The 14,959-nt window shown below is 65.1% G+C and carries 12 protein-coding genes; 6 read left to right on the top strand and 6 right to left on the bottom strand.

Annotation, left to right across the window (positions count from 1 at the left end; translation table 11 throughout):
* Positions 1 to 41: 41 nt before the first annotated feature.
* The 6 genes from ACFOMF_RS08665 to mreB all read right to left on the bottom strand — a co-directional run bounded on the left by ACFOMF_RS08665 (position 42) and on the right by mreB (position 8,585).
* Entirely contained in the window at positions 42 to 3,818 is a 3,777-nt protein-coding gene (locus tag ACFOMF_RS08665; protein ID WP_386363749.1) for a YhdP family protein, read from the bottom strand.
* An 87-nt stretch (positions 3,819 to 3,905) separates the two neighbouring features.
* Positions 3,906 to 5,363 (bottom strand): ribonuclease G, encoded by a 1,458-nt coding sequence (gene rng / locus ACFOMF_RS08660; RefSeq protein ID WP_386363746.1) that lies wholly within the window; start codon positions 5,361 to 5,363, stop codon positions 3,906 to 3,908.
* A 56-nt stretch (positions 5,364 to 5,419) separates the two neighbouring features.
* Entirely contained in the window at positions 5,420 to 6,001 is a 582-nt protein-coding gene (locus ACFOMF_RS08655; RefSeq protein WP_386363744.1) for a Maf family protein, read from the bottom strand.
* A 23-nt stretch (positions 6,002 to 6,024) separates the two neighbouring features.
* Positions 6,025 to 6,516, bottom strand: a complete 492-nt coding sequence (mreD, locus tag ACFOMF_RS08650; protein ID WP_386363741.1) for a rod shape-determining protein MreD — start codon at positions 6,514 to 6,516, stop codon at positions 6,025 to 6,027.
* On the bottom strand, positions 6,516 to 7,439 hold the full coding sequence (gene mreC, locus ACFOMF_RS08645; protein WP_386363983.1) for a rod shape-determining protein MreC: 924 nt from the start codon (positions 7,437 to 7,439) through the stop codon (positions 6,516 to 6,518). Before mreC ends, mreD begins: the two co-directional genes overlap by 1 nt.
* Positions 7,440 to 7,547: 108 nt before the next feature.
* A complete protein-coding gene (gene mreB, locus ACFOMF_RS08640; protein ID WP_386363737.1) occupies positions 7,548 to 8,585 on the bottom strand; it encodes a rod shape-determining protein MreB in 1,038 nt (345 codons plus the stop codon).
* 248 nt (positions 8,586 to 8,833) lie between these two features.
* On the opposite strand from mreB, the gene gatC reads away from it, so the two are divergent.
* The 6 genes from gatC (at position 8,834) to ACFOMF_RS08610 (ending at position 14,818) form a co-directional block, all read left to right on the top strand.
* On the top strand, positions 8,834 to 9,121 hold the full coding sequence (gene gatC, locus ACFOMF_RS08635; protein ID WP_386363734.1) for an Asp-tRNA(Asn)/Glu-tRNA(Gln) amidotransferase subunit GatC: 288 nt from the start codon (positions 8,834 to 8,836) through the stop codon (positions 9,119 to 9,121).
* A 14-nt stretch (positions 9,122 to 9,135) separates the two neighbouring features.
* A complete protein-coding gene (gene gatA / locus ACFOMF_RS08630) occupies positions 9,136 to 10,587 on the top strand; it encodes an Asp-tRNA(Asn)/Glu-tRNA(Gln) amidotransferase subunit GatA (RefSeq protein WP_386363980.1) in 1,452 nt (483 codons plus the stop codon).
* A 12-nt stretch (positions 10,588 to 10,599) separates the two neighbouring features.
* The gene (gene gatB / locus ACFOMF_RS08625; protein ID WP_386363731.1) at positions 10,600 to 12,045 is read left to right on the top strand and encodes an Asp-tRNA(Asn)/Glu-tRNA(Gln) amidotransferase subunit GatB; all 1,446 of its coding nucleotides are present in this window, start codon (positions 10,600 to 10,602) and stop codon (positions 12,043 to 12,045) included.
* Positions 12,046 to 12,183: 138 nt separating this feature from the next.
* Positions 12,184 to 12,573: a septal ring lytic transglycosylase RlpA family protein gene (locus tag ACFOMF_RS08620; RefSeq protein WP_386363729.1), complete on the top strand. Its 390-nt coding sequence runs from the start codon at positions 12,184 to 12,186 to the stop codon at positions 12,571 to 12,573.
* 28 nt (positions 12,574 to 12,601) lie between these two features.
* Positions 12,602 to 13,684 carry a calcium/sodium antiporter gene (locus tag ACFOMF_RS08615; protein ID WP_386363726.1) on the top strand — a complete coding sequence of 361 codons (1,083 nt, stop codon included), beginning with the start codon at positions 12,602 to 12,604 and terminating at the stop codon, positions 13,682 to 13,684.
* 42 nt (positions 13,685 to 13,726) lie between these two features.
* Positions 13,727 to 14,818: a calcium/sodium antiporter gene (locus tag ACFOMF_RS08610; protein ID WP_386363723.1), complete on the top strand. Its 1,092-nt coding sequence runs from the start codon at positions 13,727 to 13,729 to the stop codon at positions 14,816 to 14,818.
* The last annotated feature ends 141 nt before the right edge of the window (positions 14,819 to 14,959 follow it).

The following is a 14,959-nucleotide window of genomic DNA, read 5'->3' as shown; positions in this document are numbered from 1 at the left end:
AAAGGTCCATCCTGACCCACAGCCGCGCAATCGTCCAGCCGCTACCGAGCGCTTTCGAAGGGTCTGTCGAAGGTGATCGCGGGCGCCTGCCAGGGACCCTGGACGTCATACTGCACACTGGCGAAGCGGGCGATACGATCGCCCAGCAGCTTGTCTGCGATCCAGATGGCACCGCCAATGGCGGGCGCGCCGGCCAGCAGCGCGGCAATCGGCAGGTTATTGGTCAGCGGCAAGGTGACCAGTAATTTGGCGTCGATGCGATCCTGCGCGAGATCGAGGGTCCCCCTGAGTTCGAGGTCGCTGGAAGGCCCTTTCAGGACCAGGGGTACTTCGGTCCGGTAGAGCCCCCGCTCGGCCTGCAGCTGCCCGGTCACCCGGTCGTAGGCCAGTCCCCGGCCGAGCACATCGGAAAAGTCCAGGCGCAAGCGCCGACCAATGGCATCGAAGTTCAGCAGGCCGAACACCCGCAGCGCCTGGGCGCTACCCTCCAGCTCGACGAATTGGCCGTTGTGCAGCACAGGGTCCAGGCGGCCACTGAAGTGCAGGAAGCTGAACCACACCGGCGAGCCCGGCCAGTGTCCGTCCACGTCCAGATTGAAACGCTCGCTGGTGGCGCTGCGGGCGAAGCCCCAGGCGACCAGGACATCGGCGATGTTATCGCCCTCGATACGACCGCGGTAGGCGCTCCGGCCGTTACGCCAGGTGAGCGTACCGCCGATGCGCAGGCCCTTTAGATTCAGGTCGAGCTGGGACTCCGCTCCGCCACTGACAGGACGCAACGCGAGCCCGACCGACCCCAGCGGGTCATCGCCGCGCCACAGGCTCTCGATACTGAGATCCAGCGCTGGCAGCGTCGTCGGATCGACGTCAGCCAGTGGGTCGCTAGCTGGCACCGAGCCGGGTTCAGGCGTGACCGCCGGAGATAACCGCAGGCGGCGCAGCTCGACCTGCATCGGCTCGCCCGCCGCGTCGGGGCGCAGGATGCTTCCCTCGACCGCCTGGCTACTCAATTCCGCCTTCCAGGCCGGACCTTGTCGTGCGAGGGAAACCGCCAGATCCTCGACCCTCGCGCCAAACCCCTCGAAACGGCCGATGCCGATCTGCAGATCACGCAGCAGATCCGCTGCCTCGCCCAGCGGCTCGGCGTCGCCGGCCGAACCCGCTCCGACGATCGCCTGCCAGGCATTCCAGTCGAACTCGGCCAGCCGGCCGCGCACCCGCCAACCCGGCTGCACCGGCAGATCGGCATTGCTCGCTCCCAGCCGCAGCTCTCCGCGCCCGCCGCGCCAGTCCCCCGGTGCGGAGGCAAAGGCCACGGCCGCCAACCGGGCGTGCTGGAAGCCATACAGCCGCTCTTCGCCGCCAAGGCTGATGCGCAGGCTTGAATCCCGCCGCACCCCCGCGGCCTTGCCGAACGGCGCCGGTAGCTCGATCACCAGGCCGATCAGCGACGAGTCGACCTGCAGTTCGCTGTCACTCCCGGCCAGGGTCAGGCGCAACTGGTAGGGCAGCTCACCCTGGAGTGGCAGGTCCTGTTCGACCCCGAGCCATTGACGCAACGCCGGCCACCGCATGACGCCGCTCGCCTCGATCCGGCTGGATGGCCGGGCCGGCGTCCCCGTGGCCAACGCGCGACCAACGACCCGATGCCCAAGGCTCTGCGCTTGCCAGTTGCTACCGCTCAGGCCTGTCTGACTGTCGAAGCGAAACTCGCCGCTCAGCTGCTCGAAGCGCAACGCCGGCTCGGCGATCGACAGGCGCGCGCCAGCCGTGGCCAGGTCGACGACCACCTGTGGGCGTGTTTCCCCGCCAAGCTGCATATCCAGCGCCAGCCGGCCGCTGGCGGGCCCCTCGGCCTGCCAGCCGGCGAAGTCGTCGGCCAGACCGAGGGGGGCCTCATGCAGCAGCCGCAGACCATCGGTCAGGGACCCGTCCAACTCGCCGTCAAGCTGCAGGCGCACCGGGGCACCGGGTTCGGCAGCCCCGATCCGGGCCGTCACGTCATGTACGCGGGTATCGAATATCCGCCCTTGCGCCACCTGGACTCGCGCCCTGTTGCCCTCCACCCAGACTTCGCCGCTCGCTTCCTGCAGCGAGGGCCAGCCCGGCAGGTAGGCGAGCTCTGCACCGGAGGTTTTCATGTACAGGCTGATCTGCCGCGCCTCGGGCGGGAAGCCCGGATTCAGCGCACCCTGGTAGGTAAAGAAGCCTTGCTCGACACGGCCGCCGCGCACTGCCTGCTGGAGCCAGCTGACGAGCGCCGGGTTCATCGCCGTCAGGCGGCTCGGCAGAAAACGTTCGGTGAAACGGGCATCGCCGTCACGCAGCCCGATTCTCAGGTCCATGTAGTCTTCCCGCGCCGGATCGCGATTGAGGCGGATCAGGAAGTCCCCGCTGAAGTGGCCTTCCTCCCCGCTCGCCTGCACCCATGGCGAAGCCAGGGTGATGGCCTCCTCGTCCAGTGTCCAGCGCAGTTGGCCGGCGGCCTGCTCGAAGCGCCAGGGTTCGGGAAACAGCTGCGCGAGGTGAAAGCCCACGTCCGTAGCGTTCAGTCGCAGCTCGCCACCGCCCAGATCACCCCGGATGCTGCCGCTTAGCCGGTCGGCACCCGGAATCCATTCGCGCGCGCTAAAGCCGACCCGCTCGAGATTGGCCTGATAATGCAGGCGCTGCGCTGCCAGCGCCTGCGGCTCGTAGGACAGCGTCAGGTTACGCAGCGTCCCCTGGGGCTGGAGGTCGGCCAGGACAGCGCCGAGCGGGTCCGGCAGGGGCGCCAGCGCCTCGACCAGAGGCAGCAGGGGTTCGAGCTCGAGCCGCTTGGTCATCAGCTGCCAGGTAACACCGGCCTCGTCCTCCCGCCTCCCCTGACGGATGCCGATGTCCGCCAGCGTCCAGCGCTGGCCGTCGCGATTGAAGGCAAGGTTCGACAGTACGGTCTCATAACCCTCGGGCCTGCGCTGCAGATGCAGCCGGAGGCTCACGTCTTCCAGGAGCATTGGCTGCTCCCCGAGCCCGGCCTCAAGCCTCGGCCCTTGCAGGTCCAGCACCATCCGGCGCAGGCCCTGCGGGTCCCAGTCCAACCAGGCCCGGCCACCGGCTTGCAGCCTCTGCACCGGCCACTCACCTCCCCAGCGCTGCGGCCACCAGCCGCTCCAATCACTTGAAGGCAAGTCGATGAACGCCTCCAGCTCCGCATCCCACCAGCGCGCCGGCTCGACACGCGCCTCACCGGACAGACTCAACCGCTGGCCATCAGGCAACAGCCCGCGACCGTCCAGGCGCATGCTTGGGCCGCTGTTGGTCAGCTGCAGGTCCACGTAGTTCAGGGTGCGCGGGCTTTGCTCGAACGGCTGCAGGGTAACCTGGCCGTGACGGACACTGACCCGATGCAGGCGCTGCAGCCCCTCGAGAACAGGTTGCGGGTCGGCTGGCGATGGACTTTCTGCCTTTGCCCAGCCCTCCAGTCGCCAACTGCCCTCGGCGTCCTCCTCGAGCAGCAACCGTGGCGCTTCAAGCTCCAGCGCATAGAGGCTGATCTGACGGCTGCGCAGGGTCTCAACCACATCAACCACCGCCGTCAGCCGCTCCAGTTGCAGCGCATCGCCGCCCTCGCCCAGCGTCAGGTCGTGGACCACCAGCCGCGGCGAGAATCTCGACCACTGGCCTTCAACCCGGCCGATGCGCACCGGCACCTGCAGGACTCTCTCGGCCTGCTGCTGGATCTCGAGCCGGTATTCGGCAAGCAGCGGCACCAGTTGCCGCCCGAGGCTGACATAACAGCCGAGCAGGATCACACCCAGGGCAAGGACCCAACACAACCTGGCGGACACCTGCGCCGCCAGCCGTGCGCCTACCACGGCGGCATCCGCGGTGAACGGGCGAGCCGGATCACCGACATTTCCCGGTCACAGCAGCACCACGTCGTACTGTTCCTGGGAATAGTTGATCTCGACCTGGAAGCGGATCGAGCGACCGATGAAGCTCTCGAGATCCGCCACGTTGCCGGACTCCTCGTCCAGCAGCCGGTCGATCACCTTCTGGTTCGCCAGCACGCGGTAGCCCTCGGCCTGGTACGCACGCGCCTCGCGCAGGATCTCGCGAAAGATCTCGTAGCAGACGGTCTCGGGTGTCTTCAGCTTGGCCCGGCCCTGGCAACTCGGACAGGGCTCGCAGAGCACCTGCTCCAGGCTCTCGCGGGTGCGCTTGCGGGTCATCTGCACCAGGCCCAGCTCGGTGATGCCGATGATGTTGGTCTTGGCGTGATCCCGCTCGAGCTGCTTTTCCAGCGTACGCAGCACCTGCCGGCGGTGCTCCCCGTCTTCCATGTCGATGAAGTCGATGATGATGATCCCGCCAATGTTGCGCAGGCGCAGCTGGCGGGCGATCGAGGTGGCGGCCTCCAGGTTGGTCTTGAAGATGGTTTCTTCGAGAGTGCGATGTCCGACGAAGGCCCCGGTGTTCACGTCGATGGTGGTCATCGCCTCGGCCGGATCCACCACCAGGTAGCCACCGGACTTCAACGGCACCTTGCGATCGAGCGCTTTCTGGATTTCGTCCTCAATGCCGTAGAGGTCGAAGATCGGCCGTTCGCCTGGGTAATGCTCGACCCGGTCGGCGATTTCCGGCATCAGTTCACTGACGAACTGCCCGACCTTCTGAAAGGTCTCGCGCGAGTCGATGCGGATCTTCTCGATCCGCGGATTGACCAGATCCCGCAGCGTGCGCAGAGCCAGCACCAGGTCTTCGTAGATCACCGTCGGGGCACGGGCAGCCTGTTTCTGGCTGCTCAGTTGCTCCCACAGGCGGCGCAGGTAGCGAATGTCGGCCAGGATCTCTTCGCGCCCGGCGCCTTCGGCGGCCGTGCGCAGGATGAAGCCTCCGGCCTTTTCGATGCCTTCGGCGGCCATGCACTCGAGCACCACCTGCTTGAGGCGCTCCCGCTCGGCCTCGGTCTCGATCTTCAGCGAAATGCCGACATGGCTGGTGCCGGGCATGTAGACCAGGTAACGGGACGGAATGGAAAGCTGGGTGGTGAGCCGCGCGCCTTTCTTGCTGATCGGGTCCTTGGTGACCTGCACCACCAGGCTCTGGCCTTCATGCACCAGTGTGCTGATCGGCTCGACGGCGTTGCCCTCACGGCTGGATATTTCCGAAGCATGAATGAAAGCCGCACGATCCAGGCCGATATCGACAAAGGCGGCCTGCATTCCCGGCAACACCCGGACCACCTTGCCCTTGTAGACGTTGCCGACGATGCCGCGCTTCTGGGTGCGCTCGACGTGCACCTCCTGCAATACCCCGTTTTCCACCACGGCGACCCGCGATTCCATGGGAGTGATGTTGATGAGGATTTCTTCGCTCATGGCTGATTCTCGTTATTTTCCGGCCCCGGACGTGACCCTTGGCAACCGCTGGCGTTTCAGAGGCGCCAGCGCGCGACACCGAAGCGCTGGAGCAATTGCGCCGTTTCGCACAATGGCAAGCCGACCACGCCCGAGTAACTCCCTTCCATTCGACTGACGAACACTGCCGCCAATCCCTGTATTCCATAAGAACCTGCCTTGTCGCAGGGCTCGCCGGTCTCCCAGTAAGCGCCGATTTCCGTGTCTTCGAGACAGCGGAACGTCACCCGGCTGGTGACGACCTGCGCTTCTATCCGGTTCCTGTCGGCAACCGCTATGGCTGTGAGCACCTGGTGCTCACGCCCGGACAGCGCCGTCAGGGTTTCCCTTGCATCAGGCCAGTCACGCGGCTTGCCAAGAATGCGCCCGTCCAGCACCACGGCGGTATCGGCGCCCAGCACACAGGCCGCGGGCGCCGTCAGCAGCGCCAGCGCGGCTTCGGCCTTGGCCCTGGCCAAACGCTCGACGTAGCGGGCGGGCGCCTCGCCTTCGCGGACCGACTCGTCGACCGGTGCCGATATCGTCTCGAAGGCTACGCCGATCTGCCGCAGCAGTTCGGCCCGGCGTGGTGACGCCGAGGCCAGGTAGAAAGGGACCATGGGTGCCTCCTCGCCGTTGGACTTCAATGGACCCTCAGGCGCAGCCGGATGCCGCGCAACGCGCCCAATACCCATGGCCAGAGCAGCGCGCTGACCAGCACCGGAAGCAGAAAGGACACGATCGGCGGCGGCCGGTTGCCCACCAGCACATGCAACCAGAGCTGAACCAGCTGGGCCAGACCAAACACTATCAGGACAACCAGGCTTTGCTGCCAAGTGGGAAACATACGCAGACGCTGTTGCAGCACTTGCACCAGGAAACTGACCAGCGTGAGCACCAGAGCGTTCTGCCCCAGCGGGGTGCCGTAGAGCACGTCAGCCACCAGCCCCAACATAAAGGCCGTGGTCATGCCCACGCGATGGGGCAGGTACAGGGTCCAGTAGCAGAGCAGCATGGCCAGCCAGAGCGGGCGTCCGGTCACCAGAAATTCCGGCATGGGGATCACGCTGAGGATCAGCCCGGCGATAAAGCTGAGCCAGATGACCCAGCTGCCGCCGTAACGGGTTCCGTCCATCACTGCCCCTCCGCAGGCGGCGCCACTGCGTCACGCGCGCCCGATTCCAGGTCGGCCTGCTCCTGGGCAAGGCCCGATTCGGCGGCGCGCTGCTCGGCACTGCGCTGGTCGGAAAACACCAACAGCAGGTAACGACTGCGATTGAGCGCCGCGGTCGGCACCGCGCGAACGATGGCAAAGGGCTGACCGGAGTCGTGTATCACCTCGGTGACGGTGGCCACCGGATAGCCCGAGGGAAAGCGCTGGCCCAGCCCGGAACTGACCAGCAGATCGCCCTCACGGATGTCCGCGGTGTCGGCGACATGGCGCAGCTCCAGCCGCTCGGGGTTGCCGGTGCCGGTGGCGATGGCGCGCAGCCCGTTGCGATTGACCTGCACCGGAATGCTGTGGGACGAGTCGGTCAACAGCAGCACCCTGGCGGTGAAGGGCATCACCTCGACCACCTGCCCCATGAGACCACGTGCATCGAGCACCGGTTGGCCAAGGAAGACCCCATCCTTCTCACCCTTGTCGATGAGGATACGGTGAATGAAGGGATTGGGGTCGACACCGATCAGCTCGCTCACCAGCACCTGATCGTCCACCAGCGCTGCGGAATTGAGCAGCTCGCGCAGGCGCACGTTCTGCTCGGTGAGCGCGGCAAGCTTCTGCAGGCGCCGCTGCATCACCAGGGCTTCGGCCTTGAGACGCTCGTTCTCGGCCAGCAGGTCGCTGCGGCTGGAAAACTGCTCGGAGGCGCCTTCCAGCATCCTCCCCGGCAGATCGGCGACCCAGTAGAAGGGCGTGAGCACCATGCCCAGCTGCGCGCGCAGCGGGCGAAGAGTGTCAAAACGCGAGTCGGCCACCATGAGCGCAACCGACAGCACGACGAACACCAGCAGGCGAACGCCAAGCGAGGGGCCTTTGGCGAATAGGAGTTTGATGACCGTTACCTCATAGCGGCAAGCTTAAAGCCAGAAGCTTCAAGCCGTTCGCTGCAGGCCGGAGCAAAGGGGGTCCGACTTGTGCAGCTGTAGCTTGCGGCTTGCAGCTTACTCGGTCGACAACAGATCCATCGTGTGCCGATCCATCATTTCCAGTGCCTTGCCGCCACCGCGGGCGACGCAGGTCAGCGGGTCTTCGGCAACGATCACCGGCAATCCGGTCTCCTGCGCCAGCAGTTTGTCGAAGTCACGCAGCAGCGCACCGCCGCCGGTCAGCACCAGACCGCGCTCGGCGATATCGGACGCGAGCTCGGGCGGGGACTGCTCCAGGGCGCTCTTGACGGCCTGGACGATGGTCGCCAGGGACTCCTGCAAGGCTTCGAGCACCTCGCCGGAATTGAGCGTGAAGCTGCGCGGCACACCCTCGGCGAGGTTACGGCCGCGCACATCGATCTCGCGCAGCTCCGAGCTGGGGAATGCCGCGCCGATTTCCTGCTTGATGCGTTCGGCAGTGGACTCGCCGATCAGGCTACCGTAATTGCGCCGTACATAGGTGACGATGGCCTCATCGAAGCGGTCGCCACCGACCCTGACGGACTCGGCATAAACCACGCCGTTGAGCGAAATGAGGGCGATTTCCGTGGTGCCACCACCGATATCCACCACCATCGAACCACGCGCTTCGTCCACCGGCAGCCCCGCGCCTATTGCCGCGGCCATCGGTTCTTCGATGAGAAACACCTCGCGGGCACCGGCACCAAGCGCTGACTCGCGAATGGCACGCCGCTCCACCTGGGTCGACTTGCAGGGCACGCAGATCAGCACGCGCGGGCTGGGCTGGAGAAAGCTGTTCTCGTGAACCTTATTGATGAAGTACTGCAACATCTTTTCGCACACGCTGAAATCGGCGATCACGCCATCCTTCATCGGGCGAATGGCATTGATGTTACCGGGGGTACGACCAAGCATCCGCTTGGCTTCAGTGCCGACCGCGACCACGCTTTTCTGGTTGCCATGGGTGCGAATCGCAACGACCGAAGGCTCATCGAGGACAATGCCACGCTCACGCACGTAAATAAGGGTATTGGCAGTGCCCAGGTCGATCGAGAGATCGCTGGAAAACATGCCACGCAGTTTCTTGAACATGGGGATGGGGCCTGGGGCGAATGCGTGGGGGAAAATTGCGGCAAACTCTAACAACGGCACTGTCTCAGGGCAAGGCGGGCATGTGGCCGCCTCTGGCGGATCTGCGCGGCTTCGCATCTCCCTGCCGGCTTTGGCGAGGCGGCTCACGCGCTACCGGGCACTGGCCCGTACATGTTAAATTCCGTCCTTTTGGCGGGCGCAGGCGCTGTCTGCGTCCGACCGACTCGCTTTTTTCGCTGGAGACCCCGATGGCGCTTGAACGCTCCGAAGTGGAGAAGATCGCTCACCTGGCCCGGCTGGGCCTCGATGAAGCCGACCTGCCCCGCACCACCGAAACCCTGAACAACATCCTCGGCCTGATCGACCGCATGCAGGCGGTAGACACCGAGGGCGTCGAGCCGCTGGCCCACCCCCTGGAAACCGTTCAGCGCCTGCGCGCCGACGAGGTCACCGAAAGCGACCACCACGCCAGCTACCAGACCATCGCCCCAGCGGTGGAGGAAGGGCTGTACCTCGTGCCGAAGGTGATCGAGTGAACAAGAACGCCGCCATGCATCAGCTGACCCTCGCCGACATCGCCCGCGCTCTGGCCGACAGGCAGTTCTCCTCCGAAGAACTGACCCGCACGCTGCTGGAGCGGATCAAGACCCTCGACCCTGAGCTCAACAGCTTCATCACCGTGACCGAGGAGCGGGCCCTGGAACAGGCCCGCGCCGCCGACACCCGCCGCGCCAACGGAGAGACTGGCGCCCTGCTCGGCGCGCCCATCGCCCACAAGGATCTGTTCTGCACCCAGGGCGTGCTGACCACCTGCGCCTCCAGGATCCTGCACAATTTCGTCTCGCCCTACGACGCCAGCGTGGTGGAAAGGCTCGCCAGCGCCGGAGCCGTCTCTCTCGGCAAGCTGAACATGGACGAGTTCGCCATGGGCTCGGCCAACGAATCCAGCCACTACGGCCCGGTGAAGAACCCCTGGGACCTCACCCGGGTACCAGGCGGATCAAGCGGCGGCTCGGCGGCCGCCATCGCCGCTCGGCTGATTCCGGCCGCCACCGGCACCGACACCGGCGGTTCGATCCGCCAGCCCGCCGCACTGACCGGCCTCACCGGTCTCAAGCCCACCTATGGCCGGGTCTCGCGCTGGGGCATGATCGCCTACGCCTCGAGCCTCGACCAGGGCGGCCCCATGGCCCGCAGCGCCGAGGATTGCGCGCTGCTGCTTGGCGCCATGGCCGGCTTCGACCCGAGGGATTCCACCTCCGTCGACCAGCCGCTCGATGACTACCTCGCCGGCCTGAACCAGCCGCTCAATGGCTTGCGCATCGGCCTGCCGAAGGAGTACTTCACTGCCGGGCTGGACGCGAAGATCGCCGACAAGGTGATGGAAGTGGTCGAGCAATTGAAGGGGCTCGGCGCCACGGTGATGGAGATCAGCCTGCCAAACATGCAGCACGCGATCCCCGCCTATTACGTGATCGCCCCGGCTGAAGCCAGCTCCAACCTCTCGCGTTTCGACGGGGTGCGCTACGGCTACCGCTGCGAAGCCCCGAAGGACCTGCAGGATCTCTACAAGCGCTCCCGTGCCGAAGGCTTCGGCGCCGAGGTCAAACGGCGGATCATGGTTGGCACCTATGCCCTGTCCGCCGGCTACTACGATGCCTATTACCTGAAAGCGCAGAAGATCCGCCGGCTGATCCGCAACGACTTCCTTGAAGCGTTCAAGGACGTCGACCTGATCCTCGGTCCGACCACGCCGAATCTGGCCTGGAAGCTCGGCGAGAAGAATGCCGACCCGGTCTCGGCCTATCTGGAAGACATCTACACCATCACCGCCAACCTTGCCGGTATCCCCGGCCTGTCCATGCCCGCCGGCTTCGTCGACGGCCTGCCGGTGGGTGTGCAACTGCTGGCGCCCGACTTCCAGGAGGCGCGCCTGCTCAACGTGGCGCATGGCTACCAGCAGGTTACCGACTGGCACAACCAGGCCCCGAGCGGATTCTGAGGACGACACGACATGCAATGGGAAACCGTGATCGGGCTGGAAATCCACGCCCAGCTCAGCACCCGATCGAAGATCTTTTCCGGCAGCGCCACCAGTTTTGGTGCCGCGCCCAACACCCAGGCCAGCCTGATCGACCTGGCGATGCCTGGCACCCTGCCGGTGCTCAATGAAAACGCCGTGCGCATGGCCTGCATGTTCGGCCTGGCGATCGACGCCCACATTGCCGAGCGCAACGTCTTCGCGCGCAAGAACTACTTCTACCCCGATCTGCCCAAGGGCTACCAGACCAGCCAGATGGACCACCCCATCGTCGGCAAGGGGCACCTGGACATCACCCTGGATGACGGTACCGCCAAGCGTATCGGCATCACCCGCGCGCACCTGGAAGAGGATGCCGGCAAGAGCCTGCACGAAGACTTCCACGGCATGAGCGGCATCGACCTGAACCGCGCCGGCACCCCGCTGCTCGAAATCGTCTCCGAGCCGGACATCCGCTCGGCCAAGGAAGCCGTCGCCTACGTCAAGGCCATGCACTCGCTGGTGCGCTATCTGGGCATCTGCGACGGCAATATGGCCGAAGGCTCGCTGCGCTGCGACTGCAACGTCTCGGTGCGCCCGAAGGGCCAGGCCGAGTTCGGCACCCGCGCCGAGATCAAGAACGTCAACTCGTTCCGTTTCATCGAGAAGGCGATCAACCACGAGATCCAGCGCCAGATCGAGCTGATCGAGGACGGCGGCAAGGTGGTACAGGAAACCCGCCTGTACGACCCGAACAAGGACGAGACCCGCTCGATGCGCAGCAAGGAAGAGGCGAACGACTACCGCTACTTCCCCTGCCCCGACCTGCTGCCGGTGGTGATCGCGCCCAGTTTCCTCGAAAGGCTGCGCAGCGAGCTTCCCGAGCTGCCGGTGCAGAAGCGCGAGCGCTTCGAGCGCGAGTTCGGCCTCTCCGCCTACGACGCCTCGGTGCTTTCGGCCAGCCGCGAGATGGCCGACTACTTCGAACAGGTCAATGCCACCTGTGGCGACGCCAAGCTGGCGGCCAACTGGGTAATGGGCGAGCTGTCCAGCCTGCTGAACAAGGAGGGCCTGGAGATCGAGCAGTCGCCGGTTTCCGCCGAGCATCTTGGCGGCATGATCCTGCGCATCAAGGACAACACCATCTCCGGCAAGATCGCCAAGATGGTCTTCGAGGCGATGGCGGCGGGCGAAGGCTCGGCGGACGAGATCATCGCGAACAAGGGCCTCAAGCAGGTTACCGACTCGGGCGCGATCGAGGCGATGCTCGACGAGGTGCTGACCGCCAACGCCGCCCAGGTCGAGCAGTATCGTGCCAGCGACGAAGCCAAGCGCGGCAAGATGTTCGGCTTCTTCGTCGGCCAGGCGATGAAGGCTTCCAAGGGCAAGGCCAACCCCGGCCAGGTGAACGAACTGCTGAAGAAAAAGCTCGAAGGATAAAGCCCGAAAGCCCGGAAAGCGCTCGAGATTGCAAAGCCGGAGGAGGATCGGCGTTGGTGGGCTCGGTTCCCTGCCGCTTGGTTCAGCTTCCAGCCTTCGGCCTCCTTTCCGGCGTTTATCCCCCGAGGAGGCCTTATCATGCTGTTGCACAAGCCGCTGATTGCCGCTCTCCTGCTGCTGCTCTTTACGGGCTGCGGTGACAACCAGGCGCTCTCCAGTGAGGAAAAGGAGCCTGCCTTCCAGCAGGAAGGCAAGGCGTCCTATTACGGGCCTGGCTTTCATGGCAAGACCACCGCCAGCGGCGAAACCTTCGACCAGAACGAGCTCGTCGCCGCCCATCCGGAGCTGCCTTTCGACACCGTGGTGGAAGTGACGAACCTCAACAACGATGAGAAGGTCGAAGTCCGCATCAATGATCGTGGCCCCTTCAAGCCCGGTCGCATCATCGACCTGTCCAAGGAAGCTGCCCGGCAGATCGACTCCATCGACGACGGGGTGGTTCCGGTGCAGATCGAGGTGATCGAGTGAAGCTACCCCTGCCCGTTGGAGCTGTTGAATGGGTCTGATGACCTTCGCCTTCCTGATCGCCGGTTTCATTCTCCTGGTCATTGGCGCCGAGGTCCTGGTCCGAGGCGCGGCGCGTCTGGCGACGCTGTTCGGCATCTCGCCCCTGGTGATCGGCCTCACCGTGGTGGCCTTCGGCACCAGTGCCCCGGAAACCGCTGTGGGCATCCAGGCGGTGCGCAGTGGCAGCGGCGATATCGGCGTTGGCAACGTGCTCGGCAGCAACATCGCCAATATCCTGCTGATTCTCGGGCTTTCGGCCCTTGTCGCACCGCTGGTGGTGTCACGCGAGCTGATCCGCCTGCACGTTCCGGTGATGATCGCGGCCGGAGCCGTGGTCTACGCGCTGGCCTGGAACCAGTTGATCAGCCGGCTCGAGGGCGCCCTGCTGATGGCGGCGCTCATCGCGTACACCCTTTTCCTGGTGATTTCCAGCCGGCGAAACGGCGCCGGGCAAATGGATGACTTTGCCTACGAACCCGGCGAGCAGCGCCACCGACTCGCCTGGCTGTATGACCTGATGCTCATCGTCGTCGGGCTGATTCTACTGGTGGCGGGCTCGAACCTGCTGGTCGAGGGCGCCCGCACCCTGGCCCTGTCGCTGGGACTGTCGGAACTGGTCATCGGCCTGACCGTGGTGGCCGTGGGCACATCGCTGCCGGAGCTCGCCACCTCCATTCTGGCAGTCCTGCGGGGCCAGCGGGACATCGCTGTGGGTAACGTCATCGGCAGCTGCATCTTCAACCTGTTGCTGGTTCTCGGCAGCACCTCGCTGGTGGCCCGCGGCGGGCTATCGGTCTCTCCCAACGCGCTGGCATTCGATTTCCCGGTCATGATGGCGGTGTTCTTCGCCTGCCTACCGATCTTCGTCTCCGGCTACCGGATCAATCGCTGGGAGGGCCTGCTGTTTTTCGCCTACTATTGCGCCTACACCCTGTACTTGGTGATGTTCGCCACCGGCCTGCCCGCCTTCGAGCTGTTCCGCCAGGCCATGGGCTGGTTCGCGCTGCCCTTGACGGCCATCACCCTCTCGGTAATCTTCTTTCGCTCGCTGAAACATCCTCACCAGGCCTGACCTTCCCCTCCCGTCTGCTCCCTGCTCGCTAGGAAACCATCCGTGACCCTGATGACATTCGTATATTTGATCGCCGGCCTGGTGTTACTCGTGGCTGGCGCCGAGGTGCTGGTGCGTGGCGCTGCCAGACTGGCTGCGCAATTTGGTATCTCTCCGCTGGTCATCGGGCTGACAGTGGTCGCCTTTGGTACCAGCGCCCCGGAAACCGCGGTGAGCGTCCAGTCCGCCTTTGCCGGCAGTGGCGATCTGGCGATCGGCAACGTGGTCGGCAGCAACATCGCCAACGTCCTGCTGATTCTCGGCCTGACCGCCTTGGTGGCCCCGCTGGTCGTGTCCCGCCAGTTGATCCGTCTTGACGTGCCCTTGATGATCGGCGCCAGCCTGGTGGTCTACGCGCTGGCCTGGGATGGTCGCCTGACCCGCCTCGATGGAGCCCTGCTGTTTGCTGCGGTGGTGGCCTACACCGTCTTCCTCATTGTCTCGAGTCGGCGTGAGCAGGCCGGGGCAAGCGACCCGGATGACGAGTTCGCCAAGGAGTTCGGGCTGAACGCACCGCCCAAGCGGTACGCAGCATCAATCAACGCCGGCCTGCTGCTGGGCGGTCTGGTCCTGCTGGTACTGGGATCGAATTTCCTGGTCGAGGGTGCGGTGACCCTGGCGCGAGCCCTCGGACTTTCCGAACTGGTGATCGGTCTCACAGTAATCGCCATCGGCACCTCTCTGCCCGAACTCGCCACCTCCATGCTCGCCGCCTTTCGTGGCGAACGCGATATCGCGGTGGGCAACATCGTCGGCAGCAACCTGTTCAACCTGCTCTGCGTGCTGGGCCTCGCCTCGCTGGTATCGCCACTGCCGATCAACGTATCGCCGGCGGCGCTGGCATTCGACTTCCCGGTGATGATCGCCGTTGCCGTGGCCTGCCTGCCGATCTTCTTCAGCGGCTACGCCATCGATCGCTGGGAAGGCCTGCTGTTCGTCTCCTATTACGTGGCCTACACGCTGTACCTGGTGCTGGCGAACACCGGCCGCCCCTTCGCCGAGGTCTTCGGTGATGCGGTGCTCTGGTATGCCCTGCCGTTGACCGTGGTTACCCTGCTGGTGATCACCATGCGCAGCTGGCGCCTCCAGCGCTGAGTGCCCCAGGGACGGGCGCGAGCGGCTGATAGCCTGAAGGGTCAGCCGTCGCACCCGGGGATCGCGGCGCTGAACACGCCTCTCAGGCGATGCCAAGCGCCTGCAGGATCATCATGCCGACGTTGATCGATACCACCGAGA

It is taken from the genome of Stutzerimonas tarimensis (genome assembly GCF_042648805.1).
Classification (GTDB): Bacteria; Pseudomonadota; Gammaproteobacteria; order Pseudomonadales; family Pseudomonadaceae; genus Azomonas; species Azomonas tarimensis.
The sequence above is the reverse complement of the archived record's forward strand: the minus strand, read 5'-3'. Positions and strand labels throughout refer to the sequence as shown.

Excerpts from the sequence above, each read along its gene's own strand:
- mreB (WP_386363737.1), bottom strand. The coding sequence starts at position 8,585 with ATGTTCAAGAAACTGCGTGGCATGTTTTCCAGCGATCTCTCGATCGAC.
- rng (WP_386363746.1), bottom strand. The coding sequence starts at position 5,363 with ATGAGCGAAGAAATCCTCATCAACATCACTCCCATGGAATCGCGGGTC.
- ACFOMF_RS08655 (WP_386363744.1), bottom strand. The coding sequence starts at position 6,001 with ATGGTCCCTTTCTACCTGGCCTCGGCGTCACCACGCCGGGCCGAACTG.
- gatA (WP_386363980.1), top strand. The coding sequence starts at position 9,136 with ATGCATCAGCTGACCCTCGCCGACATCGCCCGCGCTCTGGCCGACAGG.
- gatB (WP_386363731.1), top strand. The coding sequence starts at position 10,600 with ATGCAATGGGAAACCGTGATCGGGCTGGAAATCCACGCCCAGCTCAGC.
- ACFOMF_RS08620 (WP_386363729.1), top strand. The coding sequence starts at position 12,184 with ATGCTGTTGCACAAGCCGCTGATTGCCGCTCTCCTGCTGCTGCTCTTT.
- gatC (WP_386363734.1), top strand. The coding sequence starts at position 8,834 with ATGGCGCTTGAACGCTCCGAAGTGGAGAAGATCGCTCACCTGGCCCGG.
- mreD (WP_386363741.1), bottom strand. The coding sequence starts at position 6,516 with ATGGACGGAACCCGTTACGGCGGCAGCTGGGTCATCTGGCTCAGCTTT.
- ACFOMF_RS08615 (WP_386363726.1), top strand. The coding sequence starts at position 12,602 with ATGGGTCTGATGACCTTCGCCTTCCTGATCGCCGGTTTCATTCTCCTG.